The sequence below is a fragment of the Streptomyces liliifuscus genome (assembly GCF_016598615.1).
GTDB classification, from domain to species: domain Bacteria; phylum Actinomycetota; class Actinomycetes; order Streptomycetales; family Streptomycetaceae; genus Streptomyces; species Streptomyces liliifuscus.
The window spans coordinates 5,207,309-5,227,236 of the sequence record NZ_CP066831.1; the positions used below are offsets into that span (position 1 = coordinate 5,207,309).

Genomic DNA, 19,928 nt, shown 5'->3' on the forward strand with positions numbered 1-19,928 from the left:
ACTCACAGCCGTACACCCGGCAAGCGGCGGACTCGACGTACCGGCACGGCCCCGACCCACGACGGCGCACACCGGCACCGAACCCCCACACCGTAAAATCGACCCACTGTGTCTGACTCCTCCATGCCCCCCGACAAGCCGACCACCCCCAGGAAGCCCCGCCCAAAGGGCGAGCCCCGCTTCCCCGACGGCCCCCGCCCCGACCCCGCCGGCTCCCACTTCGAGCGAAGAATCCGCAGCTTCCAGCCCCGAAGAAGCCGAGTGACCCAGGGCCAGGCGGACGCACTCCAGCGCCTGTGGCCCAAGTGGGGCCTGGACATCGACGGCCGGCACCCCCTCGACCTCAAGGATCTCTTCGCCGCCGACCTCCCGGTCGTCCTGGAGATTGGCTTCGGCATGGGCGAGGCCACCGCGCAGATGGCCACCGAGGACCCCACCACCGGCATCCTCGCCGTGGACGTCCACACCCCGGGCCAGGGCAACCTCCTGAACCTCGCGGACCGAGCCGGCCTGTCCAACCTCCGCGTGGCCAACGGCGACGCGATCATCCTGCTCCGCGAGATGCTGACCCCGGACTCCCTCGACGGCCTGCGCGTCTATTTCCCTGACCCCTGGCCCAAGAAGCGCCACCACAAGCGCCGCCTGATCCAGCCGGAGTTCCTCACCCTCGCCGCGTCCCGCCTCAAGCCGGGCGCACTGCTGCACTGCGCGACGGACTGGGAACCGTACGCCGAGGTCATGCTCGAAGTCCTCACCGCCCACCCGGACTTCGAGAACACCCAGCCGGACGGCGGCTACGCGCCACGCCCCGACTTCCGCCCCCTGACGCGTTTCGAGGGCCAGGGCCTGGACAAGGGACACGTGGTGAACGATCTGCTCTTCCGCCGCGTACCGCATACCGCGACGGACAACTAGGCCGAACAACACAACGCACGGCCCACAACGCACGACACACAAAACACAACGCACACCACACACCAAACAACGCACAACGCACAACGCACGGACCGCACAGCCTGATGGGGCCAGAAAGAGGGGCCAGAAAGACGGAGCCACAACAAGCACCGCCCCCGAGCCCCGACGGGGCGCTCTCGCGGCCCACGCCCCTCCCTCGTTAGGGTCTTTGTCATGGCCACCGGTCCCCCGCTCCCACCGCACCCCGGCTTCCCTCCCGGCATCCCCGCCGGAGGCACCGCGCACTGGTGGCAGCGCAAGTGGGTCCGCTACAGCGCCCTGACCACCCTGCTCGCCCTCTCCGGCCTCGTCATCCTGGCCCTGGTCCGCAAACAGACCGGCACCGAGGGCTTCCTGGTGGGCCTTGGCCTCGCCGTACTGCCCGTCCCACTCCTGGTCGCCGCCTTCCGCTGGCTGGACCGGGTGGAACCGGGCCCCTGGCGCAACCTTCTCTTCTCCTTCGCCTGGGGAGCCTGCGCCGCCGCGCTGATAGCCATCGTCGCGAACAGCTTCGCGACGAGATGGATAGCGACCGCGACGGCGGACCCGTCCAGCGCAGACACCCTGGGCGCGACGGTCATAGCACCGATAGTCGAGGAGTCGGCGAAGGCGGCAGCCGTATTACTCGTCTTCCTGTTCCGCAGGCGGGAGTTCACGGGAATCCTCGACGGTGTGGTGATAGCCGGCGTCACGGCGACGGGCTTCGCGTTCACCGAGAACATCCTCTACCTCGGCACGGCGTTCGGCACGGACCAGCTCAGCGGCGGCAGCGGCATCGCCTCCGTCACGGCGGCCACCTTCTTCGTACGCGTGATCATGTCGCCGTTCGCGCACCCGCTGTTCACCGTGCTCACGGGCATCGGCTTCGGCATCGCGGCGCTCTCCGCGGACCGCCACCAGGTCCGCCGCGTACTGCTCCCGATCGTCGGGCTGCTGCTCGCGATGGGCATGCACGCGATGTGGAACGGCTCGTCGACGTTCGGCGAGTACGGCTTCTTCGCGGTCTATGCGGCCTTCATGGTCCCGGCCTTCGGCCTGCTGACCTGGCTGGTCATCTGGACCCGCCAGCGCGAGCTGGGCACGATCCGCTCCGAACTGCCCGCGTACGCGATGGCGGGCTGGCTCACGGCCCCCGAGCCGTTCGTCCTCGGCTCGATGAAGGCACGGCGGCTGGCCCGCGACTACGCCACGCACCACGGCGGTCGCGAGGCGGGCAGGGCGGTCGCGGAGTACGAGGCGTACGCGACGTCGCTGGCGTTCCTGCGCCACCGGGGCCGCAAGGGCCGCGCGGGCGCCGACTTCGTCGCACGGGAACGGGAGCTGCTCAACGAGCTGTGGACGCGCCGCGAACCGGCCCGCCCGGCTCTCCTGTACGCGGCCCGGGCGACGGCTCCGGCACCGGTGGCACCGCAGTGGCAGGGCTACGGCCACCCGGCACCGACGCCGTACACATACACGTACAACCCGTACCGCTCTTAGTGGGCCCAGCCCCAAAACTCAACGCGACCCCAAAACGCAACAGCCGCCCTCCCCCTCCGACCTCAGCCGGAAGCCGAGGTCAGCCTCCCCAACTCCGCATCCGTGAGGACGAGTTCGGCCACCCCCAGCAACGCCGGAAGCTGCTCAACCGTACGAGCGCTGGCGATGGGTGCGACGACGGTCGGCCGGGAGGCCAGCCAGGCAAGAGCCACGGTGGCGACCTCGGCCCCGCGCTCCCGCGCGACTTCGTCGAGCGCGGCCAGCACCCGCTGCCCCCGCTCCGACTCCAGATGCGCGCCCGCCGACCCGGCCCGCGCGCTGTCGACCACGGCACCCGCCCGGTACTTGCCGGTGAGGAAGCCCGAGGCGAGCGAGGAGTAGGGGACGACGGCCAGACCGGCCCGGGAGGCGACGTCCCGGAGCGGGCCCTCGTACGAGTCACGGGAGACGAGGTTGTACCGGGGCTGCAGCGCCACGTACCGCGCGAGGCCCTCGCGGTCGGAGAGGTCGAGGGACTCCTGAAGCCGCTCGGGGGAGAGGTTGGACGCGGCGATCGCGCGCACCTTGCCGGCGCGGACGAGCTCGTCCAGGGCCGTGATGATCTCCTCGACCGGCACGGACGGGTCGTCGAAGTGGGTGTAGTACAGGTCGATGTAGTCCGTCTTCAGCCGCCGCAGTGACGCGTCGGCCGCGGCCTTGATGTTCACCCCGGACAGGCCCTTGTACCGGGGGTGCGCACCGACCTTGGTGGCGACGACGACGTCGGCGCGGTTACCGCGCGCGGCGAGCCAGTCGCCCAGGACGGTCTCCGACTCACCTCCCTCGTTGCCCGGCACCCAGGCCGAGTAGGTGTCGGCGGTGTCGACGAAGTTCCCGCCCGCGGCGGTGTACGCGTCGAGCACGGCGAAGGACTGCGCCTCGTCGGCGGTCCAGCCGAAGACGTTGCCGCCGAGGGAGAGCGGAAAGACGTCGAGGTCGGACGAACCCAGCTTGCGGAGTGAGGTCATAAATGGGTCAACGGCCGTACCGGACGGCCGTATTCCGCACCCGGGAACCTCTCGGGCCGCCTCACCGGTCGGGCCCGCCCCATGCGGGGTGAGCCCGTCCTACGAGGTGGGCCGTCCTACGGGGTGAGCCCCTTGCCGCGCAGCCACGCCATCGGGTCGATGCCGTCGCCACCGCTGGTGTGGACCTCCAGGTGGAGGTGCGCCCCGGTGACGTTGCCGGTCGCGCCCACGCGGCCGATGATGTCGCCGGTGGCCACCTTCTGGCCGACGCTGACACCGATCGACGACTGGTGCGCGTACCAGACCTCCGTGCCGTCGTCGAGCGTGAGGACCGTGCGGTAGCCGTACGAGCCGTTCCAGCCGGCCTCGGTGATCGTGCCGCTGTGAACGGCCTTGATCGGGGTACCCGTGGGAGCGGCGAAGTCCAGACCCGTGTGCTGGCCGGACGACCACAGAGCGCCGGACTGCCCGAAGGTGGAGGTGATCGTGTACGAGGAGGTGGGCAGCGTGAACTGCTTGGCGAGCTCGGCGAGGCGTGCGGCCTCGGCCTTCTCCTTGGCCTCCTGGTCCGCCTTCTTCTTGGCGGCGGCGACCTTGGCCTCGGCGGCGTCCCGCTCCTTGGCCGCCAGCGTGGCGGCCTTCTTCGCGGCGGCGGCCTCGGCGGCCTCCTGGGCCTCGCGGTCCACCTGGTCCTGCTGCTGCTCGGCCTGGAGCATGATGCGGGCGCGCAGGGCCTCGCCCGCGTCCGAGTTGCCCTGCTCGGCGTCGGCGGTGGTGAGGCCGACGGCGGTGATCGGGGTGCTGGAGCCCTCCGGGGCGTCGTCGTCCGAGAAGGGCGAGCCGACGTTCGGCAGGTCGGGGATCGAGATCGACACCGGAGGCTTGCCGGTCTGCGCGGTGGCCATGCCACCCGCACCGACGGCGGCTATGACACCGACGCCCAGAACGGTCGAGCTACGGGCGAGTCCTCCGCCGCGCTGCTTGGAGACGCGGTGCCGGCCGCGGACGGGAAGGACGGTGTCCGCGCTGGGATTCCAGACCTCCCACGTCTCCTCGTCCTTACGGGCGCCGTAGGCGAAGGTGTCGGGCTTCTTGTCACCCGAGGACTCACCCGTCAACTCATTCGGCACGAACGAGGGTGTGGGGGCAGGCCGGTTGGACGCCACGTAGGCGCACTCCTTTCCTTCCTTCTCGCCTACCGGGTTAGCTGACGGGTTCGGAGCAGGAAGGTCTCCTACGCGCGTCAACCGCGGTGCGCTACACCGCGAAGACGAGCGATTCACCCCAAGTGGTGGTTCCCCGGTTCCCTTGCGGGATTCGGCGCGTGCGCACGGAGCCGACTCTTGTGACGGCTGGGACGACCGCGCTGCGTTATCGAACGTTAATAGACCCGGGCACCGGATTCCAAGCTGTTCCTGATGATCGTTAAGGCTCTTGGCCTGGACTTACAGGTCATGAGCGGGGTAAATCGGGCGAGTTGATCGTCATTCAGGAACGGGAGCCCTGTTGATGGTGCGTCAGTTGTTGAGCGGAGGGATTCCGTTCGACTACCAACGGTGATATGGGCCGCGGAAAGAGCGACGCATCTCACGGCCGCCGCACCGCGAGCAGTGCCATGTCGTCGGCGGCCCCGCCCCCGGTGTGCCGCAGGACGTCGTCCAGCACCGCGGCGAGCAGCTCGTCGGGCCCGGGAAAGACTCGCCCCGACAGGTGCCGCGCCGGATCGAAGAAGACGCCCCGCCGGTCCCGCGCCTCGGACAGTCCGTCCGTGTGGAAGAGCAGCATGGCCCCGCCCGGGAACTCCTCCTCCTGCGCGCGGTCGGGCCAGGCCCCCAACTCCCCCGTCCCGAGCGGCAGCGCGGGCTCCGCCGCGGCGAGCGTACGTACCTCTCCGTCGCCGTACAGCAGAAGGGGCCCGGGGTGGCCGCGGTTCACGAGGCGTACGACCGGGGTGCCGTGCGGGATCTCGGCGAGCACGGCGGTGGTGAAGTCCTCGAAGACCTCGATGATGTCGCGCCGGACGCCTTCGCGCGCGAGCGCCCGCTCCAGCCGCTGGGCGACCGCCTCCAGGCTCGCCTCCTGCTCGGCGGCCTCCCGGAAGGCCCCGATGAGTACGGCGACTACGGCGACCGCCCCCATGCCCTTGCCCCGTACGTCGCCCACGAGGAGCCGTACGCCGTGCGGGGTGTCCTGCACGGCGTACAGGTCGCCCCCGATGAACGCGCCCTCCTGCGCGGCCTCGTACCGTGCCGCGATCTCCAGGCCGCCGATCCGCGCCGCCGGTTCGGGCAGTACGGCCCACTGGGCGGCCTCCGCGACCTCGCGGGCGGTGGCGAGGCGCGCGTTGCCGCGGACCACGAGCCGGTTGATGCCGACGGCGAGCGCCGCGGTCGTGGCCACGGTGAGGACCTCGGTGACCGCGCCCGCGTCGAAGGCGAACCTGAGGTGCACGAGGGCCATGGCCGCGGTCGCCACGATCCCCGTCCACACGGTGACGCCGAGCGAGAGGAAGGGTGCGGCGACGAGCGGGGCGGCCGTGAGGAACGGAGCGGCGGTGAAGTCCTGCGGGGTGAGGAGGTCGTAGCAGACACCCGCGACGATCAGCAGCGCCGACAGCGCGCGGACGAGGGTGCGTGGGTAGGAGGCCGTCCTCTCCACGGGCTCGACGCGCACCGGCTCCTGCTCCTCCACCTGTCCAGGCTTCCGGGAGCGGGGGCGGCGGGCGAGCGGACGAGACCCGGGCGGGTGAAGACACCCGGAAACACCCGAGGGGAAGACCTGGGCAGAGGATCTGCGGAGAAGGCCCGCGGAAAACACCTGAGGCCGGAATCCTTGATCGGATTCCGGCCTCAGGCCTTCAGTAGCGGGGACAGGATTTGAACCTGCGACCTCTGGGTTATGAGCCCAGCGAGCTACCGAGCTGCTCCACCCCGCGCCGTTAAGACCACTGTACGCCATCCGCGGGACCCAAAGCACACGCGTTGATGTCGCCCGCGCTTAACCGGGGGGTTTGGCATGAAACCTGCCGGTCGGCGGCACCGGTCCGCCCGGCCCGTCAGCCGAGATGGCGGTTGGGCGCCTTCGCGGCGGCCTCGTACTCCGGGAGCACCAGGACGTCGGCGCCGGCCGCGGCCAGCAGCCCGCTCCCGTCCGCGCCGGCCACGAAGGTGTCCGGCTCCCGCCAGGCGGTCACGACCCTGCGTACGCCCGCGTCCAGGATCAGCCGGGCGCAGGGCGCGGGCCGGGACGCGCGGCGGGCGCACGGTTCCAGGCTGCTGTAGACGGTGGCGGTCGCGAGCCGCGGGTCTCCCGGCCCGATCTTGGCGAGGGCGGCCTCCTCGGCATGGGACACGGGGTCGGACTCGCGGGAGTATCCGCGGGCCAGCTCCGTACCGTCGGCCGCGACGACGACCGCGCCGACGCTGAACGCGGTCCGCGAGGGCGGACACTCGGCGGCCAGTTCGCAGGCGAGCGCCAGCCACCGGTGGTCGGCGGCGGAGGGTACGGTCCCGGCGCCGGGCGCGGTGGGGACGTACCGCATGAGGACGATGTCCCCCACGGGCCGCGTCTCGACCAGGCTCAGCCGGTTGCGGGGGCCGCCCGGGTAGTCGCCGGGCCCGAACAGCCGGGGCGCGTCCGGCTCCCCGACGATCAGGGGCGCGAGGGCGAGCTGCAGTTCGTCGGCGAGGCCCTCGCCGAGGAGCTGGGTGTGGACGCGGCCACCGCCCTCGACCATGAGCCGCCGCACGCCGCGCACGTCGTGGAGGTGGGTGAGCACAGCCCGCCAGTCGACGTCCGGGCCGACGGAGACGACGTCGACGCCGAGCCCGCGCAGAGCTTCGCCGGCCCTCTCGGCCCCCTCGTCGCTCGTATAGACGATCTTCTCGCCGCCCGTGGACCAGAAGTTGGCGTCGGGGTCGAGGTCGCCGGTGCCGCTGACGGTGACCTTCAGCGGGTACTCCGGCCGTCCGGCGGCGACCCGGGCCGCACGGCGCTCGGCGGAGTTGACGAGGAGGCGGGGGTTGTCGGCGCGCAGGGTGCCCGCGCCGACGAGGATCGCGTCGGACTCGGCCCGTACCTCGTCGACCCGGTCGAAGTCGGCCGGTCCGGAGAGCAGCAGCCGTCCGGGGCCGGTGTCGTCCAGGCAGCCGTCGAGGGAGACGGCGGCGGACAACAGGACGTAGGGATGAGGCATGAACGCGCTCTCTTTCGGACTCTTTCGGGCCCTGTAGGGCTCTGTCGGAGGCGGAGCCGGGGCTTGCCCGGACGGCGGCCCGGTGTCGCCCGGAGGACGGTCGGGGCTTGGTTCAAGTTTGAAACAAACCTACACTGGCGGCATGACGACCCGCTGGCTCACCTCCGAGGAGCAGCGCGCCTGGCGCGCCTACATCGCCGCCTCCCATCTCCTGGAGGACGCGATCGACCGGCAGCTCCAGCAGGAGGCCGGTATGCCGCACCTTTACTACTCCATCCTCGCCAACCTCTCCGAGGCGCCGGGCCGCAGTCTGCGCATGACGGACCTCGCGGAGAGCACGAAGATCACCCGCAGCCGGCTGACGTACGCGGTGACCCGCCTGGAGAAGGACGGGGCGGTGCGCCGCGAGGACTGCAGCATGGACAAGCGGGGCAGCATCGCGATCCTCACGGACGAGGGGATGGCGCTCCTGGAGCGCACGGCCCCCGGCCACGTCGAGACGGTCCGCGCGACGCTCTTCGACAAGCTCACGCCGGAGCAGGTGGGGCAGCTGGAGGAGATCTGCACGGTGATCGCGCGGGGCCTGGAGGGGGACGACCCACAGGCGACACCAGAGGACGTCCCGTGGCGACGCCGGTCGACTCCGTGCGCGGGAGGGCCGCAGAGCGGCGAAGCATGAGGAATCACCGCAACCACCACAATCACCTATATTCGTTGCTTCAACTTTAAAGCATGGGGTAGTGTCTCGATCCGAGGATCTGTTTCAAATCTGAAGCAGGTAAGCGATCGGACCGGGAGAACCGCATGCCCGACTACCCCGCCGCCACCCAGCGCTCGCGCGTCCGGGTGCCGCTGCGTTTCAACGACGGCTACAGCGTCGACGCCGAACTGGTCACCTTCCACGGGCTGGCCGACGGCCAGGAACACGTGGCGATGATCCTCGGCACTCCTTCGGCCGCCCCTTCAGCCACCCCCCTGGTCCGCCTCCACTCCGAGTGCCTGACAGGTGACGTCTTCGGCTCGTCGCGCTGCGACTGCGGCCCCCAGCTCCGCGAGGCGGTCGAGCAGATCGCGACCCGGGGCGGCGTGCTGCTCTACCTCCGCCAGGAGGGCCGGGGCATAGGCCTGTACAACAAGCTCGACGCGTACGCCCTCCAGGACGAGGGTCTCGACACGTACGCCGCGAACACGGCCCTGGGCCTTCCCGAGGACGCCCGCGACTACACGGCGGCGGCCCAGATGCTGACGGCGCTCGGCATCACGGAACTGGACCTTCTCTCCAACAACCCCGACAAGGCGAACCAGCTCCGGGACCTCGGCATCACGGTCGGGCACCGCGTCCCGACGGGCGTCTTCACGACGGCCCACAACGTCCGCTACCTCCGCGCGAAGGTCCTCCAGACCCAGCACACGCTGCCGCTGGCGGAGTTGACGGCGGGCTGAGGCGATCGCGGATCTCTGACGGAAGGGGTGGCTCCGCGCGACCACAGGGCAGAGTGCGGTCATGGGGGACGACAGCGAAGCTCAGCGCATGGCGGAGGACGACAGACTCTGGCAGCACACGCTGCACGAGAACACGATGCTGTTCCAGCGCGGCAACCTCTTCCTGGTGGGCCAGTCACTCTTCGCCGTGGCCCACACGACGCTCCTGGCCTCGGAGCAACACCTCGCGGCCGCCCGGGTCCTGGCCGCCTTCGGCCTCGTACTGGCCCTCACCTGGCTCTACGTCGGCCACCGCCACCGCCTCTACTACCGCCACGTCCAGGCAAGAGCACTACAACGCCTCCCCGACTACGCCACCACCTGGACCACGTGGACCGGCCGCAGACGAGGCATGTCGATCACCTTGATCGCGTACGTCCTGCCGGGTCTGGCTGTGGTGATGTGGGCGGCGTTGCTGGTGATCACCTGAGCAGGCCCCGAAACACAACCGAGCCCCCACCTCAGAAATGTCTCTGAGCTGGGGGCTCTTGCGTAGACCCTGTGGGACTCGAACCCACAACCAATGGATTAAAAGTCCACTGCTCTGCCAATTGAGCTAAGGGTCCGTGCGTCGGACCAGGCCGATGCACGCACCGACCCGTGTCGATGCAGGAACGAGCATAGCCGGACGTGGCCGAGACTCCGATCGGGTATCGGTGACGCGGCCACGCCGGATGGGGTCGGAAGGGTCCCACAGGGCTCCGGCGGAGGCCGGAAGGATGGTGCGCGGCAAGGCGCGCGCGTTACGGGTCCACCGGATCCGGGGCCCCCGCTCGGGACGCCTCTCGGGCGTGGGTGCGTTCGTGGTTCGGGTTGAGGAACCAGTGGCGGGCCGAGGCGAACCACCAGGCGGCGGCGAAGCCGAGGACGGCCAGGACCGCGATGGGGGCGTAGTTGAAGGTCTCCCAGGTGACCGGGGAGACCTGGGGCAGCATGAAGAGGATCGTGATGACCCCGACCCATGCCACCGCCACGATGCCGATCGGGCGGGACCAGCGGCCCAGGTGCCACGGGCCCCGTTGGAAGGCCTCGCCCTTGCGCAGGCGCAGCAGGGTCGGGATGACGTACGCGATGTAGAGGCCGATCACCGCGATGGACGTCACGGCCGCGTACGCCGTCACGTTGATCAGGTAGGGCAGGCCGAGCATCAGCGCGCCCAGCGCCGCCAGCCACACCGCCGCGACAGGCGTACGTGTGCGCGGGCTCACCGTGTGCCAGATGTGCGAGAACGGCAGGGCCCCGTCGCGAGAGAAGGCGTAGATCATGCGGGAGTTGGCGGTCACGGACGCCATGCCGCAGAACAGCTGGGCGCCGATCACCACCAGCAGGAGGAGTTTGCCCGCCGTCGCGCCGAGCGCGTCCAGGAGGATCTGGGCGGGCGGCACCCCGGTCGGCGAGCCGAGGGCACCGTCGTACGACTGGATCGCGAAGGTGAAGCCCAGGAGCAGGACGAAACCCGCTATCCATGATGTCCAGATCGACTGCACTATGCCCTTCGGGCCGGCCGTCGACGCGTCGTGCGTTTCCTCCGTCATGTGCGCCGAGGCGTCGTACCCGGTGAAGGTGTACTGGGCCATCAGCAGGCCGAGCAGGACGACGTAGAAGCTGCTGCCCCAGCCCGTGTTGTTCACGAACTCCGTGAACACGAAGGACGCCGACTGGTGCTGGTCCGGCGCGAACGTCAGCGCGCCCACGATGACCGCCACACCCACCACGTGCCACCACACGCTGACGCTGTTGAGGAGGCCGACGATCCGTACGCCGAAGGTGTTCAACAGGCCGTGCAGGACCAGGATCCCGGCGAAGAGCAGGATCGTACGGCCCGGGGTGACCTCGAAGTCGAACTGCAGGTTCAGATACGCGCCCAGGAACGAGGCCGCGCCGAAGTCGATGCCCGCGGTCACCGCGACCTGGCCGAGCACGTTGAACCAGCCCGTGAACCACGCCCAGGCCGCGGCCGTACGCGGGGGCGCGAGGCGGTGGGCCCAGAAGTAGAGGCCGGCGGAGGTCGGGTACGCCGAACAGATCTCGGCCATCGCCAGCCCGACGAACAGGGTCATCAGACCCACCGCCACCCAGCCCCAGGTGATCACGGCGGGGCCGCCGGTGTTCATGCCGAACAGGTAGAGCGTCAGGCACCCGGAGAGCACCGAGATGATCGTGAAGGAGACCGCGTAGTTGGAGAACGCCGACATGCGGCGGGCGAGGACCTGCGTGTAGCCGAGCTGCGCGAGACGTTCCTCGTCCGACAGCCCACTTGCTCTGGCGTCATCTGTCATGCCCCCAGCAATTCCCCTGCCGGGGGTGTGACATGCGCCACGGAGGGGCTCGTTTGGCTAAATATGAGCCCCTCTGGCAACTGCCCTGCCCGAGACCGGCAACCGGCCCCACCCGCGGGTCGAGTGTCCCGCACGTCCGTGGCCCCGGCTCCCGGTCCGGCCGGTTCCGGGAACGCCGAAGGGGCCCGTACGACCAAGGTCGTACGGGCCCCTTCAGTTGCTCAGCTTCAGTTGCTCAGCGGGCCGATCGGCCGTCGCCGCTCAGGCGATGTCAGCCGTTGCGCTTCCAGCGCGGCTTGTCGTCACGGCGCCCGAAGGACGGGCCCGAGCCGGAACCGGCGCCGCGGTGGTCGTCACGACGGCCGTAGGGACGGTCGTGGCCACCGGAGCGGAAGCCGCCGCCGGAGGGACGGTCACCCTGCCGGTCGCGGTTGAACGGGCGGTCGCTGCCCCTGTGACCGGCGGGACGGTCGTCGCGGCGGAAGCCACCACGGTCGCCGCGGTCGCCACCGGCGGGACGGTCGTCACGGCGGTCACGGTTGAAGCCACCCGAGGGGCGGTCGTCGCGACGGAAACCACCGCGGTCGCCGCCACGGTCACCACCGCGGTCATCACGACGGTCACGGTTGAAGCCGCCCGACGGACGGTCGTCGCGACGGAAGCCGCCACGGTCGCCACCGGAGGGACGCTCGTCACGACGGTCACGGTTGAAACCGCCCGAGGGGCGGTCGTCACGACGGAAACCACCGCGGTCGCCGCCACGGTCACCACCGCGGTCGTCACGACGGTCGTCGCGGCGGAAGCCACCGGACGGACGGTCGTCGCGGCGGAAACCGCCACGGTCGCCACCCCGGTCGCCACCGCGGTCACGGTTGAAGCCACCCGACGGACGGTCGTCACGACGGTCACGGCGCTCGTAGTTGCCACGCTCGTCACGACGCTGACGCGGCTGCTCCTCGCGAGCGGCAGCGGCGGCGGCTTCCTCGGCCACCGCCTGCTCGGCGACGGCAGCGGCGGCGGCCTCGACCACGGCGGCGGCCTCGGCGAGCGCGGCCTCCGGGTCCTCGCCACGCTCACGCGCGGCCCGGGCGATCAGCCGGTCCGACTCCTCGCGCAGCTCGACGGCACGACGCTGCGCGCGCTCCAGCTGCTTGGTGAGGTCGGAGACCTCGCGCTCGGCCTGCTGCGCGGCGTTGCCCGCGGACTCGGCCTGGACCTCGGTCATCGACCGGGCACCGGTGATGTCGGCGACCTCCGGGTCGAAGGTCGTACCGCCCTGGATGATGTGGCGCGAGGCGTCGACGCCCGCGTCCTCCATCAGCCGGAAGATCTGGCGGCGCTGGTGCGGCAGGGAGAGCGAGACGACCGTGCCGGAGCGGCCCGCGCGGGCCGTACGGCCGGAGCGGTGCAGGTAGTCCTTGTGGTCGCCGGCCGGGTCCACGTTCAGGACCAGGTCGATGCCGTCGACGTGGATACCGCGGGCGGCCACGTCGGTCGCGACGAGCGCGTTGACGTAACCCTTCTTGAAGTCCTCGAGCACGCGGGTACGAGCGCCCTGGGTCATACCGCCGTGCAGCGCGTCGGCCTTCACACCGGAGTCGCAGAGCTGCTCGGCGATGCGGTCGGCGCCCAGCTGGGTGCGGACGAAGATGATCGTGCGGCCCTTGCGGGAGGCGATCGCGGCCGTGACCGGCGCCTTGTCCTTGGGCTTCACGATGAGGATGTGGTGGGACATCGTCGTGACGTTGCCCTGGGCGCTGTCGACCTCGTGCGTGACCGGGTTGGTCAGGTAGCGCTTGACCAGCGTGGAGATCTCGTTCTCCATCGTGGCCGAGAACAGCATGCGCTGGCCGCCGCCCGGAATCTGGTCGAGCAGCTCGGTGACCTCGGGCAGGAAGCCCAGGTCGGACATCTGGTCGGCCTCGTCGAGGACCGCGACCTGGACGTTCTCCAGGGAGCAGGCGCCGCGGTTGATGATGTCGCGCAGCCGGCCCGGGGTGGCGACGAGGACGTCGACACCGCGCTCCAGCGCGTAGATCTGGTTGCCCATCGACGTACCGCCGCAGACGACCTTCATCTTCAGGCCGAGCACGTCGCCGTAGGGCTGGAGGGCGTCCGCGACCTGCATCGCGAGCTCACGCGTCGGCGTGAGGATGATGCCGCGGGGCTTCTTCTTCTCGGTGTGGCCGCCGGAGAGCTGCGTGAGCATCGGCAGACCGAAGGAGAGGGTCTTGCCGGAGCCGGTGCGGCCGCGGCCGAGGATGTCCTTGCCGGCCAGGGCGTCCGGGATGGTCGCGGCCTGGATCGGGAAGGGGGAGGTCACGCCGTTCTGCGCGAGCTTGCGCACGACGCCCTCGGGCAGACCCAGGTCGCCGAAGGTGACCTCGGGAACCTCGGGAGCCGCAGGCGCGGCAGTCTCGTCGACAGCGTCCCCGATGTTCTCGTTCTCGGGCACGACGACGTGATCAGTACTGGAAATGGACATGCGAATGCGAAACCTTCCGGAGTCTCGTACGGCACGCGCCCGTCAACTCCGTGATTTCGCAAACGACCGCCTCAATGCGGTCAGCCACGGCAAGGGAGAGTACGCGCCACACGGCGCGCTCTACTTGGCGCCGGGCAATGGGATCAAACGATCTACCACCATACGCACCCCCCACCCGGTAAGGCAAACCGGCTCCGAGAGGCTCCGGTCACACTGCCTCCGGGTCCTCTCGCCGAACGCGGGCGCACCCCCTGTGACCAGGCCAGATACGGTCAGGCCCGTTGTGACCGGCCAGGTGTGACCAGGTCGCTTCAGGCCTCGACACCGGCCTGGGGTGCCGGTTCCCGCCGCTCCACGAGCTGCGGTTCGGGCTCCGGGTGCGCCGAGGACGACGGCTCGGCGGTCGTGGGGTCCGGCGACGGAGGCGGCGGCTCCTCCTTGGTGGGTGTCGGCTCGGGGTCCGGTCGCGTCGGCGTGGGCTGGGCCTTTGTCGGTGAGGGCGCCCCCGGCTTGGGCTTCTTCCCGTCCTTGCCGTCCTTGCCCGGCTTGGGCGGAGCGGCCGTCCCGCTCTCCCCGGCGGACGGCGACGCCGACCCGGACGCCGACTCGTGGGGCTTCGCCCGACCGTGTTTTCCGTCACCCGCCCCGCGGTGGCCGGCGCCCCCGCCGCTCACCGCGGACCCGCCGTCGGGCGCCTCACCGCCCCGCTGCCCGGCCGAGTGCGAGGGCTTCGCGTGGTCGCCCCCGTCGTCACCGACGCTCATGCAGCCGGCGGACGCGGCGACGGCCAGGGCGGCGGCGGCCAGACGGACGGGTACGTACTTGGCGCGCACGGGCAGCCACCTCCGGGCGGTGTGAGGAGTCCCCCTGCCCAACTCCCGCCGCCCGCAAGAAGACACGCGAACGCCGGAGAGACACGGGAGAACCGCCCGCACACCACGAGAGATATGTCACCCACACCCGAGAGCGCACGCCCGCCAGTGGTCACCCGCACCCGAGACCATGACCCCGCCCGCCGTCACCCGCACCCGAGGGCACGCGCACACTCGCCGTCACCCACGCCCCAGGACACGCCCCCGCCCGCCGTCACCCACGCCCCAGAGCGCGCACCCGCCCGCCGTCACCCGTACCCGAGCGCGTGCAGCCGTGCGTCGTCGATGCCGAAGTGGTGGGCGATCTCGTGGACCACGGTCACCTCGGTCTCGGCCACGACCTCCTCCCGCGTCGCGCACATCCGCAGCGTGGGCCCCCGGTAGATGGTGATCCGGTCGGGCAGCACCCCGGCGTACCACTCGCCGCGATCGGTCAGCGGAGTCCCCTCGTAGAGCCCGAGCAGCTCGGGGTCGTCGGCGGGCGGCTCGTCCTCGACGAACACCGCCACGTTGTCCATCAGCCGCGTCAGCTCCGGTGGAATCCGGTCCAGCGCCTCGGCGACCAGTTCCTCGAACTCCTCGCGCGTCATCTCCAGCACAGAGCCATTGTCCGGTACCGAGGCCCGGGCGCCACGGGACGCGGCGCACGAGAACACACCCCGGGGCACGCCCGGGAGCGGGGCCGCGCCGCATATCCGCCCCCACCTCTGGGCATACGGGACCAATGGCCCGCGTCCCCGCTGCCGCCACCGCTCTGCACCGTGTACGAAGGGTTCCCCGTGCCTTCGTACGCCGCTACCGCGCACGCCGCACACACCCCGTCGTCGAACTCGTCCACCAACCGCACCCCTGGGCCCGCGCCCTGGGCCTCGTCACCGTCGTGCTGTTCGGCGCGTGGCTGGGCCTGCTGATCGTCGGGAACGTCCGGGCGCCGGTGGGCCCCATGGACACCACGATGACGCTGCGCCCCTCCCTCACGGGCGGCACGAAGATCAACGTCTCGCCGCTCGGCGCCCTGGAACTGCGCAGCCACACGGCCCCGCTCCGCCTCGACGTGGACGTCGACCAGCTCGACCCCGTCCGCTCCCAGGCCCTCGTCGACCACCCCGAACGCCTCTCCGGCCTCCAGGACGAGGTCGCCCAGGACGTCGGCGACGGCACTCTCGACCTGGCCGTACGGTCCGTCGTGGCCGTCGTCTCCGGGGCGACCGCCCTCGGCCTCGCGGTCTACCGCCGCCCGCGCCGGGCCCTGGCGGCCGGCGGCCTGGCCCTGACCCTGCTGACCGCCTCGGGAGCGACGGCCTTCGCGACCTGGAACCCCAACTCGGTTCTGGAGCCGAAGTTCTCGGGCCTGCTCTCCTCCGCCCCCTCGGTCGTCGGCAACGCCCGCAGCATCGTCAGCGAATTCGACGTCTACCAGAAGGAGTTGGCCCGCCTGGTGACGAACGTGACAAAGCTGTACGACGTCACGTCCACGCTGCCCGCCTACGCGCCCGACCCCTCCACCATCCGCGTCCTGCACGTCTCCGACATCCATCTCAACCCGGCGAGCTGGAAGATCATCGCCTCGCTGGTGAAGCAGTACAAGATCGATGTGATCGTCGACTCCGGCGACACCATGGACCACGGCACGGCGGCGGAGAACGGCTTCCTGGACCCGGCGGCCGACCTCGGCGCCCCGTACGTCTGGGTGCGCGGCAACCACGACGGCCGGGTCACCCAGAGCTATCTGGAGCGCATGAAGAACGTGCACGTGCTCGACAACGGCCGGGCGGTCTCGGTGGCGGGCCTGCGCTTCGCGGGCGTCGGCGACCCGCAGTTCACCCCCGACCGCACGGCCAAGCTGGGCGGCGACCAGTCGGAGGTGCTCGCGGGCGCCCGCCTCGCCTCCTCCCTGCGCGACCAGAAGGCGGCCGGCACCCCGGTCGACATCGCCGTCGCGCACAACCCGACCGCCGCCCGCCAGACGGACGGCGATGTGCCCCTGGTCCTGGCCGGCCATCTCCACCACCAGGAGATGGAGATCATGAAGTACGGCACCCGGCTGCGCATCGAGGGCTCCACGGGCGGCGGCGGTCTGCGCGCGCTGGAGGGCGAGGATCCCGCACCGATCGAGACGTCGATCCTCTACCTCGACCGCGACACCCGACGTCTCCAGGCCTGGGACGAGATCAAACTGGGCGGCCTCGGGCTCACCACGGCCGAGGTCAGCCGCCACCTCCCCAAGGAGAACCAGCCGGGCGCCGTCACCACCCCGGCCACCCCGACCCCTTCCGCACCCACCCCGTAAACCGTTTTGGCGATCCCTCCCGACATCCCATATGCTTCTCACGTCCCCGACGCGCTGCAAGGCGCCCAGGCGGGCCGATAGCCCTCATCGTCTAGCGGCCTAGGACGCCGCCCTTTCAAGGCGGTAGCACGGGTTCGAATCCCGTTGGGGGCACCAGCTACTTGTATGGGTCGCAGGTCAGAGTCTTCTCTGGCCTGCGATTTCTTTTTCCCCGGCTTCGGCTCCGACCCCGGCCCGCGACCTGTTCGCGACCTGTCCGGGAACCGCCCCTCCGCTCCGAGGCGTACTGGTTGCGCCGTGCGGCCTTTACTAGAAGAGAGCGAGCGGAGCCGCGCAAGCAGGCGTCGGTGTGCGATGAGGAGGGCCCGGCTTGGCGGTCCGTGGGGCACCTGCCGACGGTACGGACGTCACCGCGCGGAACGCCGGCCGCCAAGACTTCCGCCGGATGTGGCTGGGCCAGAACATCAGCCTCGTCGGCGACCAGGTGTCCCTGTTCGCTCTGCCCAGCCTGGCCATCCTGGTGCTGGACGCCACCGGACCCCAGGTCGGCGTGCTGCACGCGATGGCGACGATCGCCTTCCCCGCGCTCGGCCTGTTCGTCGGCGCCTTCATGGATCACGTCCGGTGCCGCCCCTTCATGATCGGCGCGGATCTGCTGCGGCTGGTCCTCTTCCTGTCGATCGCGGTGCTTGCGCTGACGGACGCGCTCGGGCTGTGGCACCTCTTTGTCGCCGCGGCGCTCGCGAGCGTGTGCACCGTCGTGTTCGACGTCGGCTACCAGACACACCTGCCCCGCCTGGTCAGCCGCGACTTCCTGCCGCTGGGCAACGCACGCCTCGAAATGTCCAGCAGCGTGGCCCGCGCGGGCGGCCCCGCCATCGCCGGCGCGGTCACCCAGCTGCTGGGTCCCGCGCTCGCCGTAGCGGCCAACGCGCTCAGCTTCCTCGCCTCCGCGGCCGGCCTGCTCACCATCCGCACCCCCGAGTCCGCCGTACCCGACCCGACCGGCGCCCCCTGGCGGAAACAGATCCTGGACGGCGCCCGGTACATGTGGCGTACGCCCGTCCTGCGATGGCTCTCGGCCGCCGCCGCGCTGCGCAACTTCAGCATGGCCATGGTCGACACCGTCCTGCTGCTGTTCCTCTACCGCGCCATGGACCTGTCCCCGGCACTGGCCGCCGCCGTCCTGACCGCCGGGGCGCTGGCCGCCGTACTCGGGGCCGTCGTCAGCCGTCGCCTCGTCCAACGGATGGGAGCCGGCCCGGTCCTGCTCGCCACAGTGACCGAGGGGATCGTCTGGGCCGCGGCCCCACTGGCCCTGGCCACCGGATCGAGCGCGGTGGTCATCGCCATCGCCTTCGTCTCCGCGCTGTGGCTGCCGGTCTGGAACATCACCGTCATCACCCTGCGCCAGCTGATCGCCCCGCCCCACCTCCTGGGCCGGGTGCACGCCACCGCCCGCACGATCAACCTGTGCACCATCCCGGTGGGAGCGGTGGCCGGCGGCCTCCTCGCCGGCTGGGCCTCCGGCATGTGGGGCGAGGGCACCGGGCTCGCCGCCGCCCTGGCCGTCGCGGGCCTGGTCACCGTCTGCGGACTGCCGTTCCTGTTGCGCGGGGAGATCCGGCACATGCGCCGGCTGCCCTCCAGCGAGGAGACACCGTGATGGCTGCCCCCGACCCGCACTCCGGCGGACGCGTCGCGTTCGTCGAACTCCTGCCGCCCGGCGGCCGTCCGAACCCGGGCGCCAACGGCATCGCCGGGCTGCGCGCCGCACGAGCGCTGCACTGCGAGACCGTCGTCGTCACCGCACACCGCCACCGGCTGGAACCGGCCGTCGGTGAACTCGTCGACACCTGGATCGGCTGCGACACCACCAGCGCGGACAGCGTCGCCGACGCCGTGGCGGGGCAGCGCCTCGACGCGCTCATCAGCTGGGCCGACCCCTTCGCCGGCATCGCCCAGCAGGCGGCCACCCGGCTCCGCCTCGACACCGTACGAGCGGCCACCCTCACGGAACTCCGGCACGCGGTCGCCGCACACCGGCGCCGCACCGGTTACGGCGACGCGGTGACCCCGGCCGGCCGGCTGATCTGCGAACAGGAACTGCAGGGTCCGCTGGTCAGCGCCGAGGGCATGGCCGTCGACGGCCGCCTGGAGACATGGGGTCACACCGACCGGACCCTCAGCCCGCCTCCCCACTACATCGAGACCAGCGTCGCCTTCTCGGCGGAGCCCCTCCACCCCGACCTGGACGACTACGCGGCCGCCGTCTGCAAGGCGCTCGGCTACCGCAACGGCCCCTTCCACTTCGAGGCCGTACTGACCGACACCGGTCCGGTCCTCGTCGAGATCAACACCCGTCTCGTCGGCGCCGGAATCCACCGGGCCATCGACCTCGCCACCGGCACCTCCTGCGTGGAACAGGTGCTGCGCGGCTACGTCGGCCTCCCGCTGCCGCCGCCACGGGCCGACGGCGCGGCCTGTCTCGCCCACCTCACGATCCCGGCCGACGGCCGCATCACCGCCGTCGAGGGAGTCGACGTCGCCCGCACCTCACCCGGAGTCCACGACGTCGTCTGCTCCGTCACGCCCGGCGACACGGTCACCGTCACCGGCTCGAACACCGACCGCCTCTGCTACGTCCTCGCCACCGGCGAAAGCCGTCACGCGGCCCGACGGACCGCCCGGAACGCCGCCGCGAAAATCGGCATCACGACCGGGCCGTACGCATGGTCGTCACACGTCTGAGTCACGGGCCGCGCCCTCCGCCGGGTCACCTGCCCCGCACCCAGCACGTTTTCGGCCCACCGCTCATCCTCTGATACGCTGCTTCAGCGACGTCACCCCAGCTGACCAGCGCCTCCTCCCTCACCAGGAATCAT

General features: G+C 70.9%; 16 protein-coding genes, 3 tRNA genes and 1 riboswitch. Of the genes, 9 read left to right on the top strand and 10 right to left on the bottom strand.

From position 1 onward, the window contains the following. Positions 1-123: 123 nt before the first annotated feature. Both trmB and JEQ17_RS22055 read left to right on the top strand, forming a co-directional pair. Positions 124-915, top strand: a complete 792-nt coding sequence (gene trmB, locus JEQ17_RS22050; RefSeq protein ID WP_200401647.1) for a tRNA (guanosine(46)-N7)-methyltransferase TrmB — start codon at positions 124-126, stop codon at positions 913-915. 213 nt (positions 916-1,128) lie between these two features. Further along, complete coding sequence (locus JEQ17_RS22055; RefSeq protein WP_200396832.1) at positions 1,129-2,433, top strand: PrsW family intramembrane metalloprotease; 1,305 nt, start codon at positions 1,129-1,131, stop codon at positions 2,431-2,433. 62 nt (positions 2,434-2,495) lie between these two features. Here JEQ17_RS22055 and JEQ17_RS22060 read toward each other — a convergent pair whose 3' ends face one another. The 5 genes from JEQ17_RS22060 to JEQ17_RS22080 all read right to left on the bottom strand — a co-directional run bounded on the left by JEQ17_RS22060 (position 2,496) and on the right by JEQ17_RS22080 (position 7,635). Then, positions 2,496-3,440: an aldo/keto reductase gene (locus JEQ17_RS22060; RefSeq protein WP_200396833.1), complete on the bottom strand. Its 945-nt coding sequence runs from the start codon at positions 3,438-3,440 to the stop codon at positions 2,496-2,498. Between the two features lie 116 nt (positions 3,441-3,556). Next, entirely contained in the window at positions 3,557-4,606 is a 1,050-nt protein-coding gene (locus tag JEQ17_RS22065; RefSeq protein WP_200396834.1) for a M23 family metallopeptidase, read from the bottom strand. An 11-nt stretch (positions 4,607-4,617) separates the two neighbouring features. Then, positions 4,618-4,773: riboswitch (cyclic di-AMP (ydaO/yuaA leader) on the bottom strand. Positions 4,774-5,027: 254 nt separating this feature from the next. Further along, on the bottom strand, positions 5,028-6,131 hold the full coding sequence (locus JEQ17_RS22070; protein WP_200396835.1) for a PP2C family protein-serine/threonine phosphatase: 1,104 nt from the start codon (positions 6,129-6,131) through the stop codon (positions 5,028-5,030). 170 nt (positions 6,132-6,301) lie between these two features. Continuing rightward, positions 6,302-6,375 (bottom strand) — tRNA-Met (locus tag JEQ17_RS22075). Positions 6,376-6,495: 120 nt separating this feature from the next. Continuing rightward, positions 6,496-7,635 (bottom strand): dihydrofolate reductase family protein, encoded by a 1,140-nt coding sequence (locus JEQ17_RS22080; RefSeq protein WP_200396836.1) that lies wholly within the window; start codon positions 7,633-7,635, stop codon positions 6,496-6,498. Positions 7,636-7,777: 142 nt separating this feature from the next. Between JEQ17_RS22080 and JEQ17_RS22085 the strand changes: the two genes are divergently transcribed. The 3 genes from JEQ17_RS22085 to JEQ17_RS22095 all read left to right on the top strand — a co-directional run bounded on the left by JEQ17_RS22085 (position 7,778) and on the right by JEQ17_RS22095 (position 9,547). Then, complete coding sequence (locus JEQ17_RS22085) at positions 7,778-8,314, top strand: MarR family winged helix-turn-helix transcriptional regulator (RefSeq protein WP_200396837.1); 537 nt, start codon at positions 7,778-7,780, stop codon at positions 8,312-8,314. Positions 8,315-8,439: 125 nt separating this feature from the next. Beyond that, positions 8,440-9,078 carry a GTP cyclohydrolase II gene (locus JEQ17_RS22090; RefSeq protein WP_200396838.1) on the top strand — a complete coding sequence of 213 codons (639 nt, stop codon included), beginning with the start codon at positions 8,440-8,442 and terminating at the stop codon, positions 9,076-9,078. Positions 9,079-9,139: 61 nt separating this feature from the next. Beyond that, the gene (locus tag JEQ17_RS22095) at positions 9,140-9,547 is read left to right on the top strand and encodes a RipA family octameric membrane protein (protein ID WP_200396839.1); all 408 of its coding nucleotides are present in this window, start codon (positions 9,140-9,142) and stop codon (positions 9,545-9,547) included. Positions 9,548-9,610: 63 nt separating this feature from the next. Here JEQ17_RS22095 and JEQ17_RS22100 read toward each other — a convergent pair. From JEQ17_RS22100 to JEQ17_RS22120, 5 genes are all read right to left on the bottom strand, one after another. Beyond that, positions 9,611-9,683 (bottom strand) — tRNA-Lys (locus JEQ17_RS22100). A 177-nt stretch (positions 9,684-9,860) separates the two neighbouring features. Then, positions 9,861-11,396, bottom strand: coding sequence for an amino acid permease (locus JEQ17_RS22105; protein ID WP_200396840.1), 1,536 nt, complete (start codon positions 11,394-11,396; stop codon positions 9,861-9,863). A gap of 271 nt (positions 11,397-11,667) precedes the next feature. After that, positions 11,668-13,881, bottom strand: coding sequence for a DEAD/DEAH box helicase (locus JEQ17_RS22110; protein WP_200396841.1), 2,214 nt, complete (start codon positions 13,879-13,881; stop codon positions 11,668-11,670). 311 nt (positions 13,882-14,192) lie between these two features. Continuing rightward, positions 14,193-14,714 carry a hypothetical protein gene (locus tag JEQ17_RS22115; RefSeq protein ID WP_200396842.1) on the bottom strand — a complete coding sequence of 174 codons (522 nt, stop codon included), beginning with the start codon at positions 14,712-14,714 and terminating at the stop codon, positions 14,193-14,195. Positions 14,715-15,001: 287 nt separating this feature from the next. Then, complete coding sequence (locus tag JEQ17_RS22120) at positions 15,002-15,352, bottom strand: metallopeptidase family protein (protein WP_055637702.1); 351 nt, start codon at positions 15,350-15,352, stop codon at positions 15,002-15,004. A 125-nt stretch (positions 15,353-15,477) separates the two neighbouring features. Between JEQ17_RS22120 and JEQ17_RS22125 the strand changes: the two genes are divergently transcribed. The 4 genes from JEQ17_RS22125 (at position 15,478) to JEQ17_RS22140 (ending at position 19,794) form a co-directional block, all read left to right on the top strand. Further along, entirely contained in the window at positions 15,478-17,043 is a 1,566-nt protein-coding gene (locus JEQ17_RS22125; protein ID WP_200396843.1) for a metallophosphoesterase family protein, read from the top strand. Between the two features lie 80 nt (positions 17,044-17,123). Next, positions 17,124-17,199: transfer RNA gene (locus tag JEQ17_RS22130), tRNA-Glu, on the top strand. A 214-nt stretch (positions 17,200-17,413) separates the two neighbouring features. After that, the gene (locus tag JEQ17_RS22135) at positions 17,414-18,709 is read left to right on the top strand and encodes an MFS transporter (protein ID WP_200396844.1); all 1,296 of its coding nucleotides are present in this window, start codon (positions 17,414-17,416) and stop codon (positions 18,707-18,709) included. Further along, the gene (locus tag JEQ17_RS22140) at positions 18,709-19,794 is read left to right on the top strand and encodes an ATP-grasp domain-containing protein (RefSeq protein WP_200396845.1); all 1,086 of its coding nucleotides are present in this window, start codon (positions 18,709-18,711) and stop codon (positions 19,792-19,794) included. Before JEQ17_RS22135 ends, JEQ17_RS22140 begins: the two co-directional genes overlap by 1 nt. The last annotated feature ends 134 nt before the right edge of the window (positions 19,795-19,928 follow it).

Coding starts and splice junctions, on each gene's coding strand:
- JEQ17_RS22140 (WP_200396845.1), top strand. CDS start 18,709: ATGGCTGCCCCCGACCCGCACTCCGGCGGACGCGTCGCGTTCGTCGAA.
- JEQ17_RS22110 (WP_200396841.1), bottom strand. CDS start 13,881: ATGTCCATTTCCAGTACTGATCACGTCGTCGTGCCCGAGAACGAGAAC.
- JEQ17_RS22125 (WP_200396843.1), top strand. CDS start 15,478: ATGGCCCGCGTCCCCGCTGCCGCCACCGCTCTGCACCGTGTACGAAGG.
- JEQ17_RS22055 (WP_200396832.1), top strand. CDS start 1,129: ATGGCCACCGGTCCCCCGCTCCCACCGCACCCCGGCTTCCCTCCCGGC.
- JEQ17_RS22090 (WP_200396838.1), top strand. CDS start 8,440: ATGCCCGACTACCCCGCCGCCACCCAGCGCTCGCGCGTCCGGGTGCCG.
- trmB (WP_200401647.1), top strand. CDS start 124: ATGCCCCCCGACAAGCCGACCACCCCCAGGAAGCCCCGCCCAAAGGGC.
- JEQ17_RS22080 (WP_200396836.1), bottom strand. CDS start 7,635: ATGCCTCATCCCTACGTCCTGTTGTCCGCCGCCGTCTCCCTCGACGGC.
- JEQ17_RS22085 (WP_200396837.1), top strand. CDS start 7,778: ATGACGACCCGCTGGCTCACCTCCGAGGAGCAGCGCGCCTGGCGCGCC.
- JEQ17_RS22095 (WP_200396839.1), top strand. CDS start 9,140: ATGGGGGACGACAGCGAAGCTCAGCGCATGGCGGAGGACGACAGACTC.
- JEQ17_RS22060 (WP_200396833.1), bottom strand. CDS start 3,440: ATGACCTCACTCCGCAAGCTGGGTTCGTCCGACCTCGACGTCTTTCCG.
- JEQ17_RS22105 (WP_200396840.1), bottom strand. CDS start 11,396: ATGACAGATGACGCCAGAGCAAGTGGGCTGTCGGACGAGGAACGTCTC.